12 protein-coding genes are annotated in these 15631 nt (G+C 69.6%); 5 read left to right on the top strand and 7 right to left on the bottom strand.

Annotation, left to right across the window (positions count from 1 at the left end):
- Positions 1–80: 80 nt before the first annotated feature.
- A complete protein-coding gene (locus tag AC16DP_RS19795) occupies positions 81–881 on the bottom strand; it encodes a Hint domain-containing protein (protein ID WP_329727391.1) in 801 nt (266 codons plus the stop codon).
- Between the two features lie 378 nt (positions 882–1259).
- Here AC16DP_RS19795 and AC16DP_RS19800 point away from each other — a divergent pair, with 378 nt between their 5' ends.
- Positions 1260–3365, top strand: a complete 2106-nt coding sequence (locus AC16DP_RS19800) for an SGNH/GDSL hydrolase family protein (RefSeq protein WP_329727390.1) — start codon at positions 1260–1262, stop codon at positions 3363–3365.
- Between the two features lie 62 nt (positions 3366–3427).
- On the opposite strand, the gene AC16DP_RS19805 is transcribed toward AC16DP_RS19800, so the two are convergent.
- The 5 genes from AC16DP_RS19805 to AC16DP_RS19825 form a co-directional block, all read right to left on the bottom strand.
- Complete coding sequence (locus tag AC16DP_RS19805; RefSeq protein WP_329727389.1) at positions 3428–4801, bottom strand: sigma 54-interacting transcriptional regulator; 1374 nt, start codon at positions 4799–4801, stop codon at positions 3428–3430.
- Positions 4802–4908: 107 nt separating this feature from the next.
- Entirely contained in the window at positions 4909–8046 is a 3138-nt protein-coding gene (locus AC16DP_RS19810) for a serine/threonine-protein kinase (protein ID WP_329727388.1), read from the bottom strand.
- Positions 8047–8169: 123 nt separating this feature from the next.
- Entirely contained in the window at positions 8170–9306 is a 1137-nt protein-coding gene (locus AC16DP_RS19815) for a hybrid sensor histidine kinase/response regulator (protein ID WP_329727387.1), read from the bottom strand.
- A 7-nt stretch (positions 9307–9313) separates the two neighbouring features.
- Entirely contained in the window at positions 9314–9763 is a 450-nt protein-coding gene (locus tag AC16DP_RS19820; protein ID WP_329727386.1) for a response regulator, read from the bottom strand.
- Positions 9760–12315 (bottom strand): PAS domain-containing protein, encoded by a 2556-nt coding sequence (locus tag AC16DP_RS19825; RefSeq protein WP_329727385.1) that lies wholly within the window; start codon positions 12313–12315, stop codon positions 9760–9762. The genes AC16DP_RS19820 and AC16DP_RS19825 overlap by 4 nt, the downstream gene beginning before the upstream one ends.
- A gap of 263 nt (positions 12316–12578) precedes the next feature.
- Between AC16DP_RS19825 and AC16DP_RS19830 the strand changes: the two genes are divergently transcribed.
- The 3 genes from AC16DP_RS19830 (at position 12579) to AC16DP_RS19840 (ending at position 14952) form a co-directional block, all read left to right on the top strand.
- Complete coding sequence (locus AC16DP_RS19830; RefSeq protein WP_329727384.1) at positions 12579–12863, top strand: DUF427 domain-containing protein; 285 nt, start codon at positions 12579–12581, stop codon at positions 12861–12863.
- Positions 12864–13366: 503 nt separating this feature from the next.
- Complete coding sequence (locus AC16DP_RS19835; RefSeq protein WP_329727383.1) at positions 13367–14527, top strand: serine/threonine-protein kinase; 1161 nt, start codon at positions 13367–13369, stop codon at positions 14525–14527.
- Between the two features lie 47 nt (positions 14528–14574).
- Positions 14575–14952, top strand: coding sequence for a helix-turn-helix transcriptional regulator (locus AC16DP_RS19840; RefSeq protein ID WP_329727382.1), 378 nt, complete (start codon positions 14575–14577; stop codon positions 14950–14952).
- Positions 14953–14971: 19 nt separating this feature from the next.
- Here the strand turns inward: AC16DP_RS19840 and AC16DP_RS19845 are convergent, their stop codons facing one another.
- Positions 14972–15343: a helix-turn-helix domain-containing protein gene (locus AC16DP_RS19845; protein WP_329727381.1), complete on the bottom strand. Its 372-nt coding sequence runs from the start codon at positions 15341–15343 to the stop codon at positions 14972–14974.
- Between the two features lie 96 nt (positions 15344–15439).
- On the opposite strand from AC16DP_RS19845, the gene AC16DP_RS19850 reads away from it, so the two are divergent.
- Positions 15440–15631: hypothetical protein (locus AC16DP_RS19850; protein WP_483956818.1), on the top strand; the 192-nt coding region annotated here is incomplete at its 3' end.

Raw genomic sequence — 15631 nt, forward strand, 5'->3', positions numbered from 1 at the left:
TCTGACACTCAGCGGGAGACACTCAGCGCAAAGAGGCCGGCGGCGGGTGCCGCCGGCCAGGGGCGCGGGGGAGTCAGGCGCTACTGCGCGCTCGCCTCCAGCTCGTCGCGCAGCGACAGCCGGTACGCATCATCGCCCCACTGGTTCTGGAAGCGGATGGAGCCCGACAGCAGCCCCTCGGCGTTGAAGATGTTCTCCATCTTCTCCTGGCTGAAGGGCAGCACGTTCCACACCTTGCCCTTGAACAGGAACGTGCTCACCTCGGCCAGCGCCACTTCCCTGCCATCCGCGCCCAGCAGCGTGTCACCCGCCTTCAGGTCCACCGCCTTGACCACCTCACCGGTGCCGCGCACCATCGGGTGGGTGCCCGTCACCTCCAGCCGGCGCCCATCGGCCGTCTTCAGGACGTAGATGGTCTCCTCGGTGTCGCCCGCCACGTAGTACTTGATGGCCTGCTCCCCGTAGCTCAGCAGCTCCTGCGAGGAGGCGGGGGTGAGCGCGGTGACGTTCGTCACCTTCTGCTCGGAGGCCTCCTGCACACCGATGTACTTGCCCCCGAACGACAGCCGCTGCTCCGGCGTGTAGCAGCCGGTGTAGCAGTAACCCAGCTTCTGCAGCCCGGTGATGCACGCGTCCACCTCCCGGACAGGCGCCCGGATGTGCGTCCCCGTGGAGTTCGTGAAGGTGATGTACATGTGCTCCGAGTTCATGAAGCTTTCCATGCCCGCGGTGTGGTAGCCACACTTGCGCGCCCAGGCATTGCGCCCGAAGCCATCCGTATCATTCGTAATCCAGTCATTGATGTTCGTGCAGCGCGATGCCGTCTGGGCGGAAGCCAGGGCGGGGGCCAGGGTGAGCAGGGCGAGGATCAGGTTCTTCATGGATGTTTCTCCGTTGCTTCGTGCGGAAACCCGAGGTTGGGGCTGTGCCGGACCTGAGCAACCCGCATGCCACCACCCCGCAAGCCTGGAACTCCTGTATTTTCCCGCACTTACTGGAACCGATGCGCAGCCGGGAAAGGTGAGGACAACTGTCCTCACCTGAAGCTCGCAGTCCTCAGGTGAGGACAACTGTCCTCACCCGTCGCTCGCGGTCCTCCCGCCCGTTTCCCCAAATCCTTGTAGATACGAGACAAAACGGGATTGCGGGAATTGGCACGGCAGCCGCAACGGTCCGGCTCCGCAAACCGTGAAGACCTGTTTGCGACATCCGCCTCACTCACATCAGCAGACAACATTCGGACCCGCTCGAAAGTGCACATGAAGATTCTGAAGAGAAAGCCACGCGTCTCCCTGCGTCAGGCCTGTCGAAGCCTGCCACTCGTTCCACTGCTCACGCTCGCCATGGGGTGTGGGGAAGTGGAGGGCGCGCGGGAGAAGGACGTCCCCCCCACCGCCGCCAGTGCCAGGCCGGAAGCCTGTCTGACGCTGCTGCACGAGGACACGCGGTTCAGCGAGGAGACGCAGCGGGACCTCGTCCAGACGCCGCGGGCGGAGGGCCTGACGGACCTGGCTTGCTTGCAGGAGGGCACCTTCACGCGGGAGGACCTTCAGCGGCTCGGCTTCTCGGTGCCGGAGGTGGGCTCCATCGACGTGGAGAACGGCTACCGCGCGCTCCTGCGCTTCACGGATGGCTCGACGGCCGTCTACGTCGACAGCCGCTCCAGGCTGTTGTCGCCGGACAAGCCCCGGGTGCTCGAGTCCGTCAAGGTCGAGTGGTGCCCGGTCAGCATCACCCTCGAGGGCCAGTCCGATGCCCAGGCGGCATGCCTGGGGCTCGGCGAGAGCGGCCTTCCGGGCTCCACCCCGGCGTCACTGCGCGAGCTGCGGGTGGCGCCGGGCTTCGAGCTGGAGCTCCAGGGCAGCGATGGAAAGCGCTACCACGCGAACCGCACCGTGAGTGACTCCGGACGCCTCTCGGCGCTCCGCCAGCCCGCGAGCCTCACCCGCGCGGTCGTCTCGCGCATGAGCGCCAGGCCGTCCGTCTCCTCGATGCAGTCCGTCCCGGCGGGGGAGCGCATCGAGCTGACGCCCACGGAGGTCCAGGCCTCGGCCATGACCAACCGGATGCTGCTGACCGACCTGCGGCGCCTGGTCATCTTCGGCGACAGCCTGTCGGACCAGCGCAACATGCACTCCAGCTACCTCTTCTGGGTCCCCAACGGCCATCATGGCTATTGGAACGGCCGCTTCACCAACGGGTACAACTGGGTCGACTACCTCGTGCGGGACTACAACGTCCTGGCGCCCAAGGTGTACAACGAGGCGTGGGGTGGCGCGGAGCTGCGCCGCAACCTGATTGATCGCCCGTCGCTGAAGACCCGGGCGAGCCGGTACATCGACACGCTCCGGCAGAACGGCCAGCTCGGGACCATCCGGGAGAGCCTCTTCGTCTTCTGGGGAGGCGCCAACGACGTGATGAACCGCGTCAGCGAGTCGGGCTGGGAGACGGTGTCCCCCGTCGCGTTCTCCACCGAGCTGCGCAACTCGGTGATGGAGACCGTGCAGATCGTCTCCACCGCGACGTCCTCCAGCTACGCGGCGGCGCTCCTGGTCGGTCTGCCCGACATCGCCACCGTGCCCCTGGCGTCCTACGACGGCTGGACACAGCAGAAGAAGGACTGGGTCCAGCTGACGACCTTCCTCTTCAACGATGACCTGGAATACCAGGCGGGCTTCATGACCAACACGCTGTACTTCGAGCTGAACGACTTCATCCGCTCCTGGCTCAACGGCACCTACCGCTCTTCCGGGATGACCAACTTCAGCACCTCCTGCTACGTGGGCTCGGCGGCGGACACGTCCTGGTCTCCCTCCTATGTGGACAAGCCCTGCCCGGGCTACATGTTCTTCGACAAGGTCCACCCCACCTCCATCGCCCACTGCGGCATCGCGGGGGAGATCGCCGGCGTGCTGTCCAGCGGCTTCGACACCATTCCGTCCGGAGACAGGTCCGCCCGGCTCAACGCCTGCGCGCAGCGGCGGCAGAGCAACGTGCGCTCGTTCTGGAGGGACGCCGTGGTGGCGCCCCTGAGTGGACAGACCGCCGCGAACAACACCTGCCCCAATGCGTGCGTGCAGCTGGGCACCAGCCTGAACGAGAGCATGGGCTGGAACAACCAGTGGACCAACTCCGGCGCGACGGGACTCTGCGGGTGCGTGTCCGCGGGCAGCCAGCCGGCCGCGTTCACCCAGAATGCCCAGCTCGGGTTCGCGCTCAGCGGGCAGGGGGAGGCCGAGCTCATGTGCCCGGTCACCTGCGAGTACAAGCGCTCCACCATGCCCGATGGCCTGTACTGGAACCTGGGCTGGTCGAACACGACGAGCGGAGCCACCTGCGGGTGCACCTCGCAGCCCAGGGACTGATGGGCTGACCGGGGCTGGCGGTGGGCAGGGGAACCTGTCCGCCGCCGGCCCTGGCGTCCGCTTCACTCGTCCAGCCCATGCTTGAGCAGCAGCCGGCGCAGGTAGACCCGGTCGATGCCGGCCTCCCGCGCCGCGCGTGACTGGTTGCCCTCGCACCGGGCGAGCAGGCTCTTGAGGTAGTCGCGCTCGAACCCCTCGATGAGCTGCTCCTTGGCCTCCTTGAAGGGCAGCGCCGGCCCGGGCGGCTCGCTCCGGGGGGGCCGCGGCCCGGCCACCTCGCGAGCCACCTCCCGCGGTGGGGTGTGAGGGCGGCCGGAGCCGCGCTCCGGGCTGGCGTCCAGCTGCCGCAGCGCGTCCTCGCCCAGGCTCACCACCTGCTCCACCATGTTGCGCAGCTCGCGCACGTTGCCCGGCCACGGATACTGGCCGAGCAGGGCGCGTGTCTGGTCCGACAGCGCGCTGGGTGGATGCCCCATGCGCGCCAGCACCGTGTCGATGAGCAGGGGAACGTCCTCGGATTGCTCGCGCAGGGGCGGCAGGGCCACCCGCAGCACGGCGAGCCGGTGGAACAAGTCCCTGCGGAACCTGCCCGCCTCCACCGCCGCTTCCAGGTCCACGTGCGTGGCGGCCACCACCCGCACGTCCACGCCGCGGTAGTCGTTGCCGCCCACGCGCTTGACCTGGCGCCGCTCCAGCACCCGCAACAGCCGCGGCTGCAGCTCCAGCGGCAGCTCCCCCACCTCGTCCAGGAAGACGGTGCCCCCGCGGGCCTGCTCGAACACGCCGGCCCGGTCTCCGTGGGCTCCGGTGAAGGCCCCCTTCACGTGGCCGAACAGCTCGCTCTCGATGAGCGAGGGAGCGATGCCAGCCAGGTCCACGATGACGAAGGGGCCCTTGCCGCGTGGGCTCTCGGCGTGGATGGCCTCGGCGCACAGCTCCTTGCCCGTGCCCGTCTCGCCCTGGATGAGCACGTCTCCATGGCTGGCCGCCAGCCGCTCCAGCACGGCGAACAGCCCGCGCATGCTTTGGCTGCGCCCCACCAGCCCACCGAAGCGCTCCCGCGTGGACAGGGGCAGGCTGGCCTCGCGGGTGTCCGCCAGCACCAGCTTCAGCTCCGTGGTGCCCAGGGTGAGGAGGGCACCGGGGCGGACCTCCAGCTCGGAGAAGCGCATCCCCTCGCAGTAGGAGCCGTTGCGCGAGCCCAGGTCCAGCGCCCGCACCCGCTCCTCGCTCACCTCGAGCGCCAGGTGGCGCCGGGAGATGGTCCTGTCGCTCAGCACGAGCTGGCACGAGGACGCCGTGCCCACCTCGTACCGCCCGCAGTCCAGGGCGAGGCCGCGGCCGCTATCCGGCCCGGACACCACCAGCACACGGAATTGAAGGTGGGGGGCGCGCGCGCGCGTCAGCGGCGAGGTCTCCAGGCCCAGCCCCTGCATACCCCTGTCAAGCTCGGACGCCACCTGGCAACCAGTAACGCAGCAATCGTGGGATTTCAATCAATCCACGCCCCGCTCGCCGGGGCTGCGGGGGTGGGGGCCCTGGCTCAAGGGGAGGGGTGGGAAGCCAACCACCGGGAGGCCTCGGCCTGCCGGGGATGAGCCAGCGCGCGCCAGGCCTCCCGCGCCAGGGAGACGAGACGGGTGGCGCGGCGCCGCTCTCCCCCCGAATCCCACAGGGCCCGCGCCAGGGTGAGCTGAATGAGCGGTTTGTCCCCGCTCCTGGCGAGCGACAGGGCGCGCTCCAGCGGAGGCGCGGCCTGGGAGGGGAGGCGGCGGGCCAGCTGCAGCTCGCCCAGTCCCAGCAGGGTGGAGGCCAGCTCCGGGTGCCCGGGCCCCAGCACCTTCTCCTTGAGTGACAGGGCATGCTCCAGCCGCGCCTGCGCCTGCTCGTGCTGGCCCCGGGCCAGGAGGACGAGGCCCAGGCCCGTCAGCGTGGCGGCGCCGCTGGGGTGCTCGGCGCCAAGCGCCTTCTGCTGAATGGCCAGGGCGCGCTCCAGCCGCGCCTGCGCCTGCTCGTACCGGCCCAGCGCATGGAGCGTGAGGCCCGTGTTGCCCAGCGTGGTCGCCACCTGGGGGTGCTCGGCGCCGAACACCTTCTGCTTGAGCGTCAGCGAGCGCTCGTAGGCGGCCAGCGCCTGCTCGTATCTGCCCAGGGCGTTGAGCGCGAGCCCCACGTTGTTGAGCACGGTCGCCACCTGGGGGTGCTCGTGCTCCTGCGCCTTGTCGTGCAGCGCCATCGCCTGCTGGTAGCGGGCCAGGGCCTCCTCGTACCTGCCCAGGCCGTGGAGCGTGTGGCCCAGGTTGTTGAGCGCCACGGCCGTCTTGGGAGAGCTGGCGCCAAACGCCTTCTGCTTGAGCGCCAGCACGCGCTCGTAGGCGGCCAGCGCCTGCTCGTGTCTGCCCAGGGCGTTGAGCGCGAGGCCCACGTTGCCGAGGATGGTGGCGACCTGGGGGTGCTCGGGCCCCAGCGCCCGCTCCTGGACGGCCAGCGCGCGCTCGGAGTGGGCCAGGGACTCCTCGTACCGGCCCAGGGAGTGGAACACGACGCCCAGGCCGTTGAGCACGGGGCCCACGTGGACGTGCCCGGGCCCCAGCACCTTCTCCTGGATGCGCAGCGCCTGCTGGTGCGAGGCCAACGCCTGCTCGTACCTGCCCAGGGAGTTGAGCACGATGCCCATGTTGTTGAGGATGTCGGCGACCTCGGGGTGCTCGGGCCCGCGGACCTTCTCGATGAGGCCGCGCGTGCGCTCCAGCCACGTCAGCGCCTCCTCATGCCGCCCCAGGGCGCGCAGCACGATGCCCAGGTTGTTGAAGGCGTAGGCCCGCACCTGGTCATCCCTGGCCAGCTCCACCAGGGACTCCACCGTCAGCTTCAGCCCGAGCGCCTCCTGGAGGCGGCCCTGCCGCGGTCCAATCACCCACAGCAGGGTGCTCCAGGACTGCGCCAGCAGCACGGTGTCTCCGCAGCGCGCGGCCTGGGAGATGGCCTCGCGCAACCGGGCCTCGGCGCCCGGGAAGTCTCCGGCGCCGTCCTGCAGCCGGGCCTGGGCATACAGCGCCCGGGCGCGCAGCGGGACGAAGTCCACCTGCTCCACCCGCGGCAGCAGTTGCCGCGCCAGCGTCAGCCCCTCCGAGTACCTGCCCGCCTCGTGCAGCACCAGCAGCCGGTCCACCTGCTGCTGCAGCTCCTCCACCCGGGCGCGCAGCACCGGCTCCTCCGGGGGAGGCACCGCGGCCATCAGGGCCGCCTCGTCCGCGCAGTCCTCCAGCGGCGGCAGCGCCCGCGCGGCCTCGATGGCCCCGGACAGCAGCTTCGGGTCCGGCTCCTGGACGAGCAGCTCGGTGAGGGCGCGCAGCTGGCCACGCCGCCGCTCCAGGCACGCCACGCGCCGCAGCCCCAGGCCGCGCGCATCGGGCGCCCGCGAGCCCTCCTGCTGACACACCTCCGTGCTCATCCGCACCCAGGCGCTCGCGTACTGCTCCAGGACGGAATCCACGCGCTCGGCGGTCTGAAGGGCGTAGGGCAGCTCCGAGGCCCGCAGGGCCTCGCCCACCCGGGTCCGCACCTGCGCGTCCCACACTCCCGCCAGCCGCCCCTCCAGCCCCGCGCAGGTGGAGCCCTGCTGGCCCCCCCACGTCCACGCCACCAGGCCCCCCAGCGCCATCATGCCCACCGCCAGGGCGGAGGCCCGCAGCCGTGCCCGCAGCCGCGCCTGGGGATCCTCTTCCAGCAGGGCCAGCAGGCTCCCCAGCGAGGCCGTGCGCCGGGCCGACTCGGCGCTCAGCCCCTGCAGCACCGCGCGCGTCACCCACGCGGGCACCTCCGTCCTGGCGGGCAGCGGGTTGAGCCGGCCCTCCAGCAGCGCCTGGGCGTGCTCGGCGGCCGAGGCGCCCAGGAAGGCGGGCTGCGCGTAGAGCGCCTCGTAGAGGGCCACGCAGAAGGAGAACAGGTCGCTGCGCGCGTCGGCCGGCTGTCCCCGAAGCACCTCGGGCGCCATGTACCGGGGCGTGCCCACCACCAGCCCCGGCAGGGTGAAGGTCTTGCGCCAGTCCTCGGCGGAGGGGGGAGCGGAAGGAGGGGGGGTCGAGGAGGGGAGCCATGCGGCACGCGCCACGCCGAAGTCCGTCACCCGCACCCGTCCGTCCTTTCCCACCAGGACGTTGTCCGGCTTGAAGTCGCGGTGGATGATGCCCACCGCGTGCGCCCCGATCAGCCCCCGGCCCGCCTCCAGGTACATGGCGAGCACCTCCCGCCAGGAGCGCGGCTGCTGCTCGTACCACTGGCGCAGCGTCTGCCCCTCCACGTACTCCATGGCGATGAAGACCGTGCCGTCCTCCAGGGTGCCCGCGTCATAGACGGACACCACATGGGGGTGGTTGAGGCGCGCCATGACCTTGGCCTCGCGCACGAGCCTCGCCTCGAGCTCGTCGCTGGTGCCGCGCTCGGGACGGGGGCGCACCAGCTTGAGGGCCACGCGCCTGTCGAGCCGCGCGTCATAGGCGGCCAACACCACCCCGATGCCGCCCTGGCCCAGCACGTGGAGCACCGTATAGCGCTCCATCAGCACCTGCCCCGGTGTGGGCACCACCCGAGGCCTGGCCGCCCCCGGGTTCCCGGAGCGCCCGGGCAGTGAGAGCGTCTCCATTCCCTTGTCCTCTGGCCACGGCGGCGAGTCGTTCATACACCTGCATCCAGGCAAGATGCGGCGCGCTCCCTGCCGCGGGCCGCACGGCGCAGCAGCATAGCCCGGGACCCCTCTCGTCCCCAAACACGGTGGCGCTTCGAGGCGAGGGGTCCCGCGGGCTCAGCTCTTCGCGGCGGGGGGCGGATGGCGCGGCAGCTTCAGCCAGAAGCACGTGCCCTCCGCCTCCGTGGAGCGCACCTGCAACGAGCCCCCGTGCGCCTTCACGATTTCATGCGTGATGTAGAGCCCCAGCCCCAACCCCGAGCGGGAGCCCGAGCGGGAGCCCTGCTGCCCGCGCACGAAGGGATCGAAGATGTGGGGCAGGCGCTCGGCGGGGATGGGCGTGCCCTGGTTGTGGATCTCCACCCGCACCCCATCGCCCTCGTCGCGCGCCAGCACGCGCACCGCGCTGCCCTCGGGCGAGTACTGCACCGCGTTGCCCACCAGGTTGGACGCCGCCTGGGCGATGCGGTCCGCGTCCCACTCGCCCCAGCCGGTGCCGGACACGCTCAGCTCGAACGGCTTCTGCGGATGGGCGACCTCCAACTCCTCCACCACCTGCTTGAGCACCTCGTGCACGTTCATCCACGTGCGCTGCAGCGTGTAGCCGCCGCCCAGCCGCGTGCGCGTGAAGTCCAGGATGTCGGAGATCATCCGCGCCATCCGGTCCGAGGAGATGGAGATGCGGTTGAGGGCCTTGCGCTGGGGCTCGGACAGGCCGCCGTAGCGCAGCAGCAGCGCCGCGTTGCCGGAGATGGCCTGGAGCGGGTTGCGCAGGTCATGCCCCAGAATCCCCAGGAACTGCTCGCGGAAGAGCGCCGTCTGCCGCGCGGCCTCCTCGCGCTTGAGGCCCTCCTCGGCCCGCTTGCGCTCGATGGCGTAGCGCAGCGCGCGCACCAGCAGCGGCCCCGTGGCCTGGCCCTTCACCAGGTAGTCCTGCGCGCCCGCGTGCATGGCCCCCATGGCCAGTTGCTCGTCGTCGGTGCCGGTGAGCACCACCAGGGGCAGTGCCGGCGCCACCTGCACCACCCGCTCGATGTTGGACAGCCCGTGCCCGTCCGGCAGGGAGAGGTCGAGCAGCACCACGTCCAGTCCCGGCTCCTCCACCGCCGCCAGCGCCTCGGCCATGCGCGTCACGTGGCGCACCTCGAAGCGGGCGGACGCCACCTCCTTCAGCTCCTCCTGCAGGAGCCGGGCGTCCCCGGGGTTGTCCTCCACCAACAGCAGCCGCAAGGGCTTCACCTCGTCCAGGCTCATGGCGGCCTCACTCCACCGAGGGCAGCCGCACCACCGACAGCCAGAAGTCGTCGATGGAGCGCACCACCGAGATGAACTGCTCCAGGTCCACCGGCTTGGTGATGTAGCAGTTGGCGTGCAGGTCGTACGTGCGCAGGATGTCCTCCTCCGCCTTGGACGTGGTCAGCACCACCACGGGGATGCGGCGCAGGCGCGAGTCGTCCTTGATCTCCGCCAGCACCTCGCGCCCGTCCTTCTTGGGGAGGTTCAGGTCCAGCAGGATGAGGTCCGGCCGGGAGGCGCTGGCGTGGGGGCCCTCGCGGCGCAGGAAGGCCAGCGCCTCCACGCCGTCGCGGGCGACGGAGAGGCGGTTGCGCACCTTGCCCTCCTTGAGGGCCTCGATGGTCAGGCGGACGTCGCCGGGATTGTCCTCCACCAGGAGGATTTCAATGGGCCGTCCAAGGGTGTCGTCACTCATGCGGGGGTGCCCGGAATGGTTGGGGTGGGGACCACGGGCAGGGTGAACCAGAACGTGGTCCCCTGTCCGGGTTGGGAGTCCAGGCCGATGCGGCCTCCGTGCCGCTCGACGATCTTCTTGCAGATGGCCAGGCCGATGCCGGTGCCGGGGTACTCCTCCTTGCCGTGGAGCCGCTGGAAGATGACGAAGATGCGCTCGTAGTACTGGGGCTCGATGCCGATGCCGTTGTCCTCCACGGTGAAGCGCCACTCGGTGCCCTGGAGCTCGGCCTCCACCAGCACCCGGGGCGGCGTCTCGCCGTGGAACTTCAGCGCGTTGCCCACCAGGTTCTGGAAGAGCTGGGTGAGCTGCGTCTCGTCCGCCATCACCTGGGGCAGCTTGCCCTGGATGAGGGTGGCGCCCGTCTCCTCCATCAGCGTCTTGAGGTTGGCCAGCGCCTTGTTCAGCGCCTGGCCGGAGTCGAGCGGCTTGAACTCGTGGCCGCGGGTGCCCACGCGCGACCAGGCCAGCAAGTCCTGGATGAGCCGCTGCATGCGGTTCACCCCGTCCACGGCGTAGGAGATGAACTCGTCCGCGTCCGAGTCCAGCTTGCCCTGGTAGCGCCGCGCGAGCAGCTGCGTGTAGCTGGCCACCATGCGCAGGGGCTCCTGCAGGTCATGCGAGGCCACGTAGGCGAACTGCTGCAGCTCCTCGTTGGAGCGCGCCAGCTCGCGGGCATGCTCCTGGAGGGAGAACTCGGCGCGGCGGCGCTCGAGGCCCTGGGCCACCGCGTCCGCCACGGTGGCCAGCGTGGCCAGCGTCTCCTCCTCCAGGGACGTCTGGCCGTAGACGGCGAGCACGCCCACCAGCTGGCCGCGCACCAGCAGCGGGGCGCCCAGGAAGGACACCAGCCCGTTGACCTCCGCCCACGTGCGCGAGCGCAGCCGCGCATCCGCCAGCAGCTCGTTGACGAGCAACGGCTGGCGCACCTGGCCCACGGTGCCCACGAGCGTCTGGCCCAGCTCCACCCGGGAGGGCTGCACGGAGAGAGGCGCGGCGGCGCCGGCGTTGCCCTCCAGTTGCAGCACCAGGGCCTCGCGGTTCCACGTCCACAGCTGGACGAGCGAGAGCACCGGCAGGTTGCGCACCATCACCTCGGCGCAGGCCTGCATCAACCGGGGCGGGGCGTCCTCGCGGGAGAGCACCTCGCTGACCTCGGCGCGCAGGGCCTCCAGCTGGCGGGCGCGCTGCTCGCTCTCCAGCCGGCGCGACGTCTCCTCGGCGCGGCGCTGGGCGGTGATGTCCGTGCTGGTGCCGATCCACTCGCGCACCTGGCCCCGCGCATCCAGCATGGGCACGGCGCGCGACAGGACGGTGGCCCAGCTGCCATCGGCCCGGCACAGGCGCATCTCCACCTCGTAGGGCTGTTTGATGACCCGGGCCGCCTGCCACCCGCGCCGCACGCGCTCCTGGTCCTCGGGGTGGACCACGGCGAGCCAGCCATAGCCCTGGTACTCCTCGGCGGCCTGGCCGGTGAAGGCCCGCCAGGTGGGCGAGTCCTCCGCCACCGTGCCCTCCGGCTGCATCACCCAGACGGCCTGGGCGGTGGCGTGGATGAGCGAGCGGAAGCGCTCCTCGGCGCGCACGGAGTTGGTGTAGAGGCGCGCGTTGTCCACCGCCAGGGCGGCGCGGCTGGCGAGCTGCTCGGCGAGCGTCAGGTCCGCGGGGGTGTAGCGCCGGCCCGTCTCGGCGAAGACGAGCGCGAGGGCACCGAAGGTCCGGCCCCGCGCGGTGAGGGGCACGGTCATGGCCGAGCGCAGGCCCAGCTCCCGGGCGATGCGCAGGTGCTCGGCGTCGCCGCGCGTGGCGGCCACCAGCACCGAGTCGGGGATGTCCGCGAGCATCACGGAGCGGCCGGTGCGGATGACCTCGTGGATGCCGTGGGGGTCCTTCGGGTCCGGCGGGTAGCGCTTGCGCAGCTCGTGGGCCCACTTCACCTTGGCCGGATCCACGTGGGCCACGGCCAGCAGCCGGACGACGCCATCCTCGCCCTGGATGTCCAGGGAGCACCAATCGGCGAGCCGGGGCACGGCGAGCCGGGTGAGGGCCGCCAGCGTCGTCTCGTAGTCCAGCGAGGAGCCCAGCAGGGAGCCGGCCTCGGCGAGCAGCTGCAGCGAGTCCGTGGTGCGCCGTTGATCATCGATGTCGGTGCAGGTGCCGAACCACTTGATGATGCGTCCGCTGGCATCGCGCACCGGGTTGGCCCGGCCGAGGAACCAGCGGTATACCCCATCGTGCCGCCGGCAGCGGTACTCCACCTCGTAGGGCTCGCCGGTGGCCAGCGAGTGCCGCCAGCGCCGGGAGGCCTCGGGGAGGTCGTCCGGATGCACGGGCAGACGCCACCCGTCACCCGCGGTGGAGCCGGGCGGCATGCCCGTGTACTCGAACCAGCGCGGGTTGAAGTAGTCGTGGTGGCCGTCCGGCCGGGTCGTCCACACGAGCTGCGGGATGGTTTCGGCGAGCTGCCGGAAGGTGAACTCACCGTCGGGACCGCTCAGGATTTGGCTCAGCAACGTGGAATCGTCCGGGACGCGCCGCTCGGAGGGGTTCATGAAAGGGACGAGGGACGTTAACAGGGCCAGAACAGCCCTGAGCACCCCACACCATCCCTCCCCCCCGGCCTTTCCACCAGCGGACATTCCCTCGACGAAGCTTCCCTCCCGGGGGGCCGGGTGTGGAGCACTCACCCGGCCGCTCCCCCTGGAGCCCGCCGCACGTGGCATTTCGCCCGGGCGCGAGGCACGGATGCGGGGAGCGTCCAGAGGAGGAAGCAGCCATGGCCAGAGCGATGTGGAACGGAGCGGTGATCGCGGAGAGCCCCACGTACGAGGTGGTGGAGGGCAACGTCTACTTTCCGCGGGAGGCGGTGAAGCGCGAGGTGCTGAAGGACAGCACGACGCACACCACGTGCCCGTGGAAGGGAGTGGCGAGCTACTACGACGTGGAGGTAGACGGGAAGGTGAACAAGGACGCGGCCTGGTACTACCCGGAGCCGAAGGACGCGGCGAGCAACATCCGGGGACACGTCGCCTTCTGGAAGGGCGTCCAGGTGGAGCGATAAGTCCACACAACCCCTCTCCCCTCGGGCGGGGCAGGCTCAGATGGTGCAGTTGATGAACTGCCCCGCCATGGGCACCAGCGAGCGCCCAGCCGCACTGATGACGACACTGGAATCGCGCACCGTGAGGTCCGGGCCGAGCCAGTAGATCGGGCCCTTTTTCAGCTCCAGCCGCTCGCCGGCCCTCTCTCGCTTCTCGTGCGTGTTGATGGAGCTTGTCCATTCCCAGTGAACCTCCCTGACTCCCCACAGGCCAAGAGCCTGTAGGGCTCAACAGGTATTCTCGGCCCTCTGCTCTGCGCGCCAGTTCGCGGACTCCTTCCGACACCCAGTTCCGTCTTCCGACGTGTTCTCCTACTTGGGCCGGTTGCCCGCGCCTCCTGACCTACCCAGTAAGGCGACTTCCATTTCTCCGCCCTTCCATGGTACGTGTCGGAGCACTTCCGACGTAACCATTGGGGACCTTCGCCTCCCCCTCGAGCGATCCGCAGCGCACAGGAGACCACATGGCCGGATTCGACACCCCGCCCACGGACACAGGGCCGTTCACCTTCGCTTCAGAATGCTTCCGCTACGAGGTGCTTCGCTCCCTCCTCGAACACGTGGACTACGACACCCTGTGGCTCGCCAGGAGCAGGCCCTTGAAGGAGAAGGCGCGCCGGAGGCTCGTTGTCCTGAAGCAGGTAGAGGTCCCTGAAGGGCGTGAGGGCCGGACCCGAGCCATCGAGGAAGTTCAGCTCGCCGAGCACCTTCATCATCCGAGGATCGCTCGCGTCTTCAGGATCGCCGAGTACCAGGGGGCACCCTTCGTGGTCATGGAACACATGCCAGGAGCCTTCCTGGCCACGATCATCGGCTCCGCGCTGTTGCTGGGCCGCAAGCCCTCGCCTGCCCTCGCCGCCTTCATCGCCGCTGAAGTGGCCAACGCCCTCGACTACGCCCACCACTGCGAGGATGACCGAGGCCGCCCGCTTCACATCATCCACCGTGCCATCGGTCCCATGACCATCCGCCTTGGACGCAACGGTCGCGTGAAGCTCACGAACTTCGGTGCCGCGTTCTCCGAGCTGTTGGGCCGCGTGCCCACGCCACCGAAGGTGCTCCGGGGGAACTTCGCCTACGCGGCTCCGGAGCTCATTCGCTCCCTCTCCGAAAAGGGCCGAGCCGGTCTTCTCTCTCCCAAGGGCGTCGACAGCAGGGCGGACATCTTCTCTCTCGGGCTCGTGCTGCTGGAGATCATCGCGGGGAACCATCCGCTCGATCCTCTGGACACGCTGCCGTCCGAGGTGTCCAAGCGCGCGCTCCGGCTCGTCTCGGGAGTGAGGGCCGAACATTCAGCCTGGGCATCCACCGAGGTGCTCGCGGATCGTCTCCTCCGCTTCGGCCCCGAGGACGTGGAGCGCATCGCCCACAAAGCCCCGGCCCCGCTGAAGCAGATAGCTCACCGGGCTCTTCGGAGTGACCCCGCCGAGCGCTATCAATCGGCCGCTGAGCTGCGTGATGACCTCCGCACCTACCTGCGCGGTCTCCGCCAGCCCTTCGGCGCCACGGAGGCCGCAGCGGAGCTGGCCGACATCCTCAAGAAGGCATCCGCCCTCAAGTGGAAAGCAGCGCACCCTGTCGAGATGGGAGTCCTCCCGTGGCCGAAGGCACTGAGCGTCCAGTAACCCCTGGACCGAGCAGAACGAGCAGGCAGAACGACAAGAAGAGGTTGATGACCCATCTGGCAGTGGTCGTGCGCGAAGCTCGAAAGAAGACTGAGCTGACCCAGGCGGATGTCGCGGACCGCGTTGGCATTGTCACCGAAGTGTTCGGTCGGATTGAGCGAGGATACCTGCTCCCGAGCGTTGCGACCTTTCGCAGGTTGTGCCGTGTGCTTCGCCTCGATGCGAACGTCGTCCTGGGACTCGATATCGAGAAGGCACCTCCATGGCTGAAGGAGCCTGAACCCGAGGCAGATGAGCCGCCCGAGCTGCGCCGACTGGTGAGAACGATTCGCCGCATGGACGCTGCACAGGTATCCGTCATGCTCAGCACCGCCAATGCGCTGGTGAGACACACCGCGCAACAGCCAGATGACCAGGCCGAGTAGGCGGATGGCTCTACCGGGTTCAATCCTCGAAAGACGAAGCAAGGACGGTCAGAACCTTGCTGAGCACCTTCAAGCGCTTTGGCGACCACGTCCGGAGCTGGTGGAGGATGCGCCGCAGCTCCGGCGAGAGGTTCCCCTCTGGGGGAGCCTCATCCACCGTGGCCGCGACCTGAGAAGGGCTCACTCCCATCAGCGCGTCGGACGAGATTCCCAGGGCGAGGCTGATTCGCCGCAGGCTCGGGACAGACGGCATCATGTCGCCACGCTCGATCCGTCCGTAGACACCTGGAACGAGCCCCACCTTCTGGGCCACCTGAGCTTGAGTCAGTCCGAGGCGCTCGCGTGCAGCGCGAGCTACTTCCCCAAGCGAGCGCTGAAGTTCTTCGTCCATGGTGGCCGTCTACCACGGTGGATGGGGGGCCGGGGCTTTCGGAGCGCAGCTCGTTCTCCACGAGGCTGGTAGGCTCGGCATTCTCGGAGGTGCGTCATGGGATTGGTCTACAGGCTGCCGGAAACCCAAGAGATGGTCGGGGGCTACCGCATCGTCGAGAAGCTCGGCAGCGGGAGCTACGGCTACGTCTACAAGGCCGAGCAGGCCGGATGCTTCTACGCCGTCAAGATCCTCCGGGGCCGCTTGTTGAATGACCGGGCCAGGCGCGAGATCGGCATCCTGAACCAC

The organism is Archangium sp. (assembly GCF_057119385.1).

What these genes read in the sequence shown, in the direction of transcription:
- AC16DP_RS19820 (WP_329727386.1), bottom strand. Translation starts at nt 9,763, where the DNA reads ATGAGTGACGACACCCTTGGACGGCCCATTGAAATCCTCCTGGTGGAG.
- AC16DP_RS19810 (WP_329727388.1), bottom strand. Translation starts at nt 8,046, where the DNA reads ATGAACGACTCGCCGCCGTGGCCAGAGGACAAGGGAATGGAGACGCTC.
- AC16DP_RS19805 (WP_329727389.1), bottom strand. Translation starts at nt 4,801, where the DNA reads ATGCAGGGGCTGGGCCTGGAGACCTCGCCGCTGACGCGCGCGCGCGCC.
- AC16DP_RS19815 (WP_329727387.1), bottom strand. Translation starts at nt 9,306, where the DNA reads ATGAGCCTGGACGAGGTGAAGCCCTTGCGGCTGCTGTTGGTGGAGGAC.
- AC16DP_RS19795 (WP_329727391.1), bottom strand. Translation starts at nt 881, where the DNA reads ATGAAGAACCTGATCCTCGCCCTGCTCACCCTGGCCCCCGCCCTGGCT.
- AC16DP_RS19830 (WP_329727384.1), top strand. Translation starts at nt 12,579, where the DNA reads ATGGCCAGAGCGATGTGGAACGGAGCGGTGATCGCGGAGAGCCCCACG.
- AC16DP_RS19800 (WP_329727390.1), top strand. Translation starts at nt 1,260, where the DNA reads ATGAAGATTCTGAAGAGAAAGCCACGCGTCTCCCTGCGTCAGGCCTGT.
- AC16DP_RS19845 (WP_329727381.1), bottom strand. Translation starts at nt 15,343, where the DNA reads ATGGACGAAGAACTTCAGCGCTCGCTTGGGGAAGTAGCTCGCGCTGCA.
- AC16DP_RS19835 (WP_329727383.1), top strand. Translation starts at nt 13,367, where the DNA reads ATGGCCGGATTCGACACCCCGCCCACGGACACAGGGCCGTTCACCTTC.
- AC16DP_RS19840 (WP_329727382.1), top strand. Translation starts at nt 14,575, where the DNA reads ATGACCCATCTGGCAGTGGTCGTGCGCGAAGCTCGAAAGAAGACTGAG.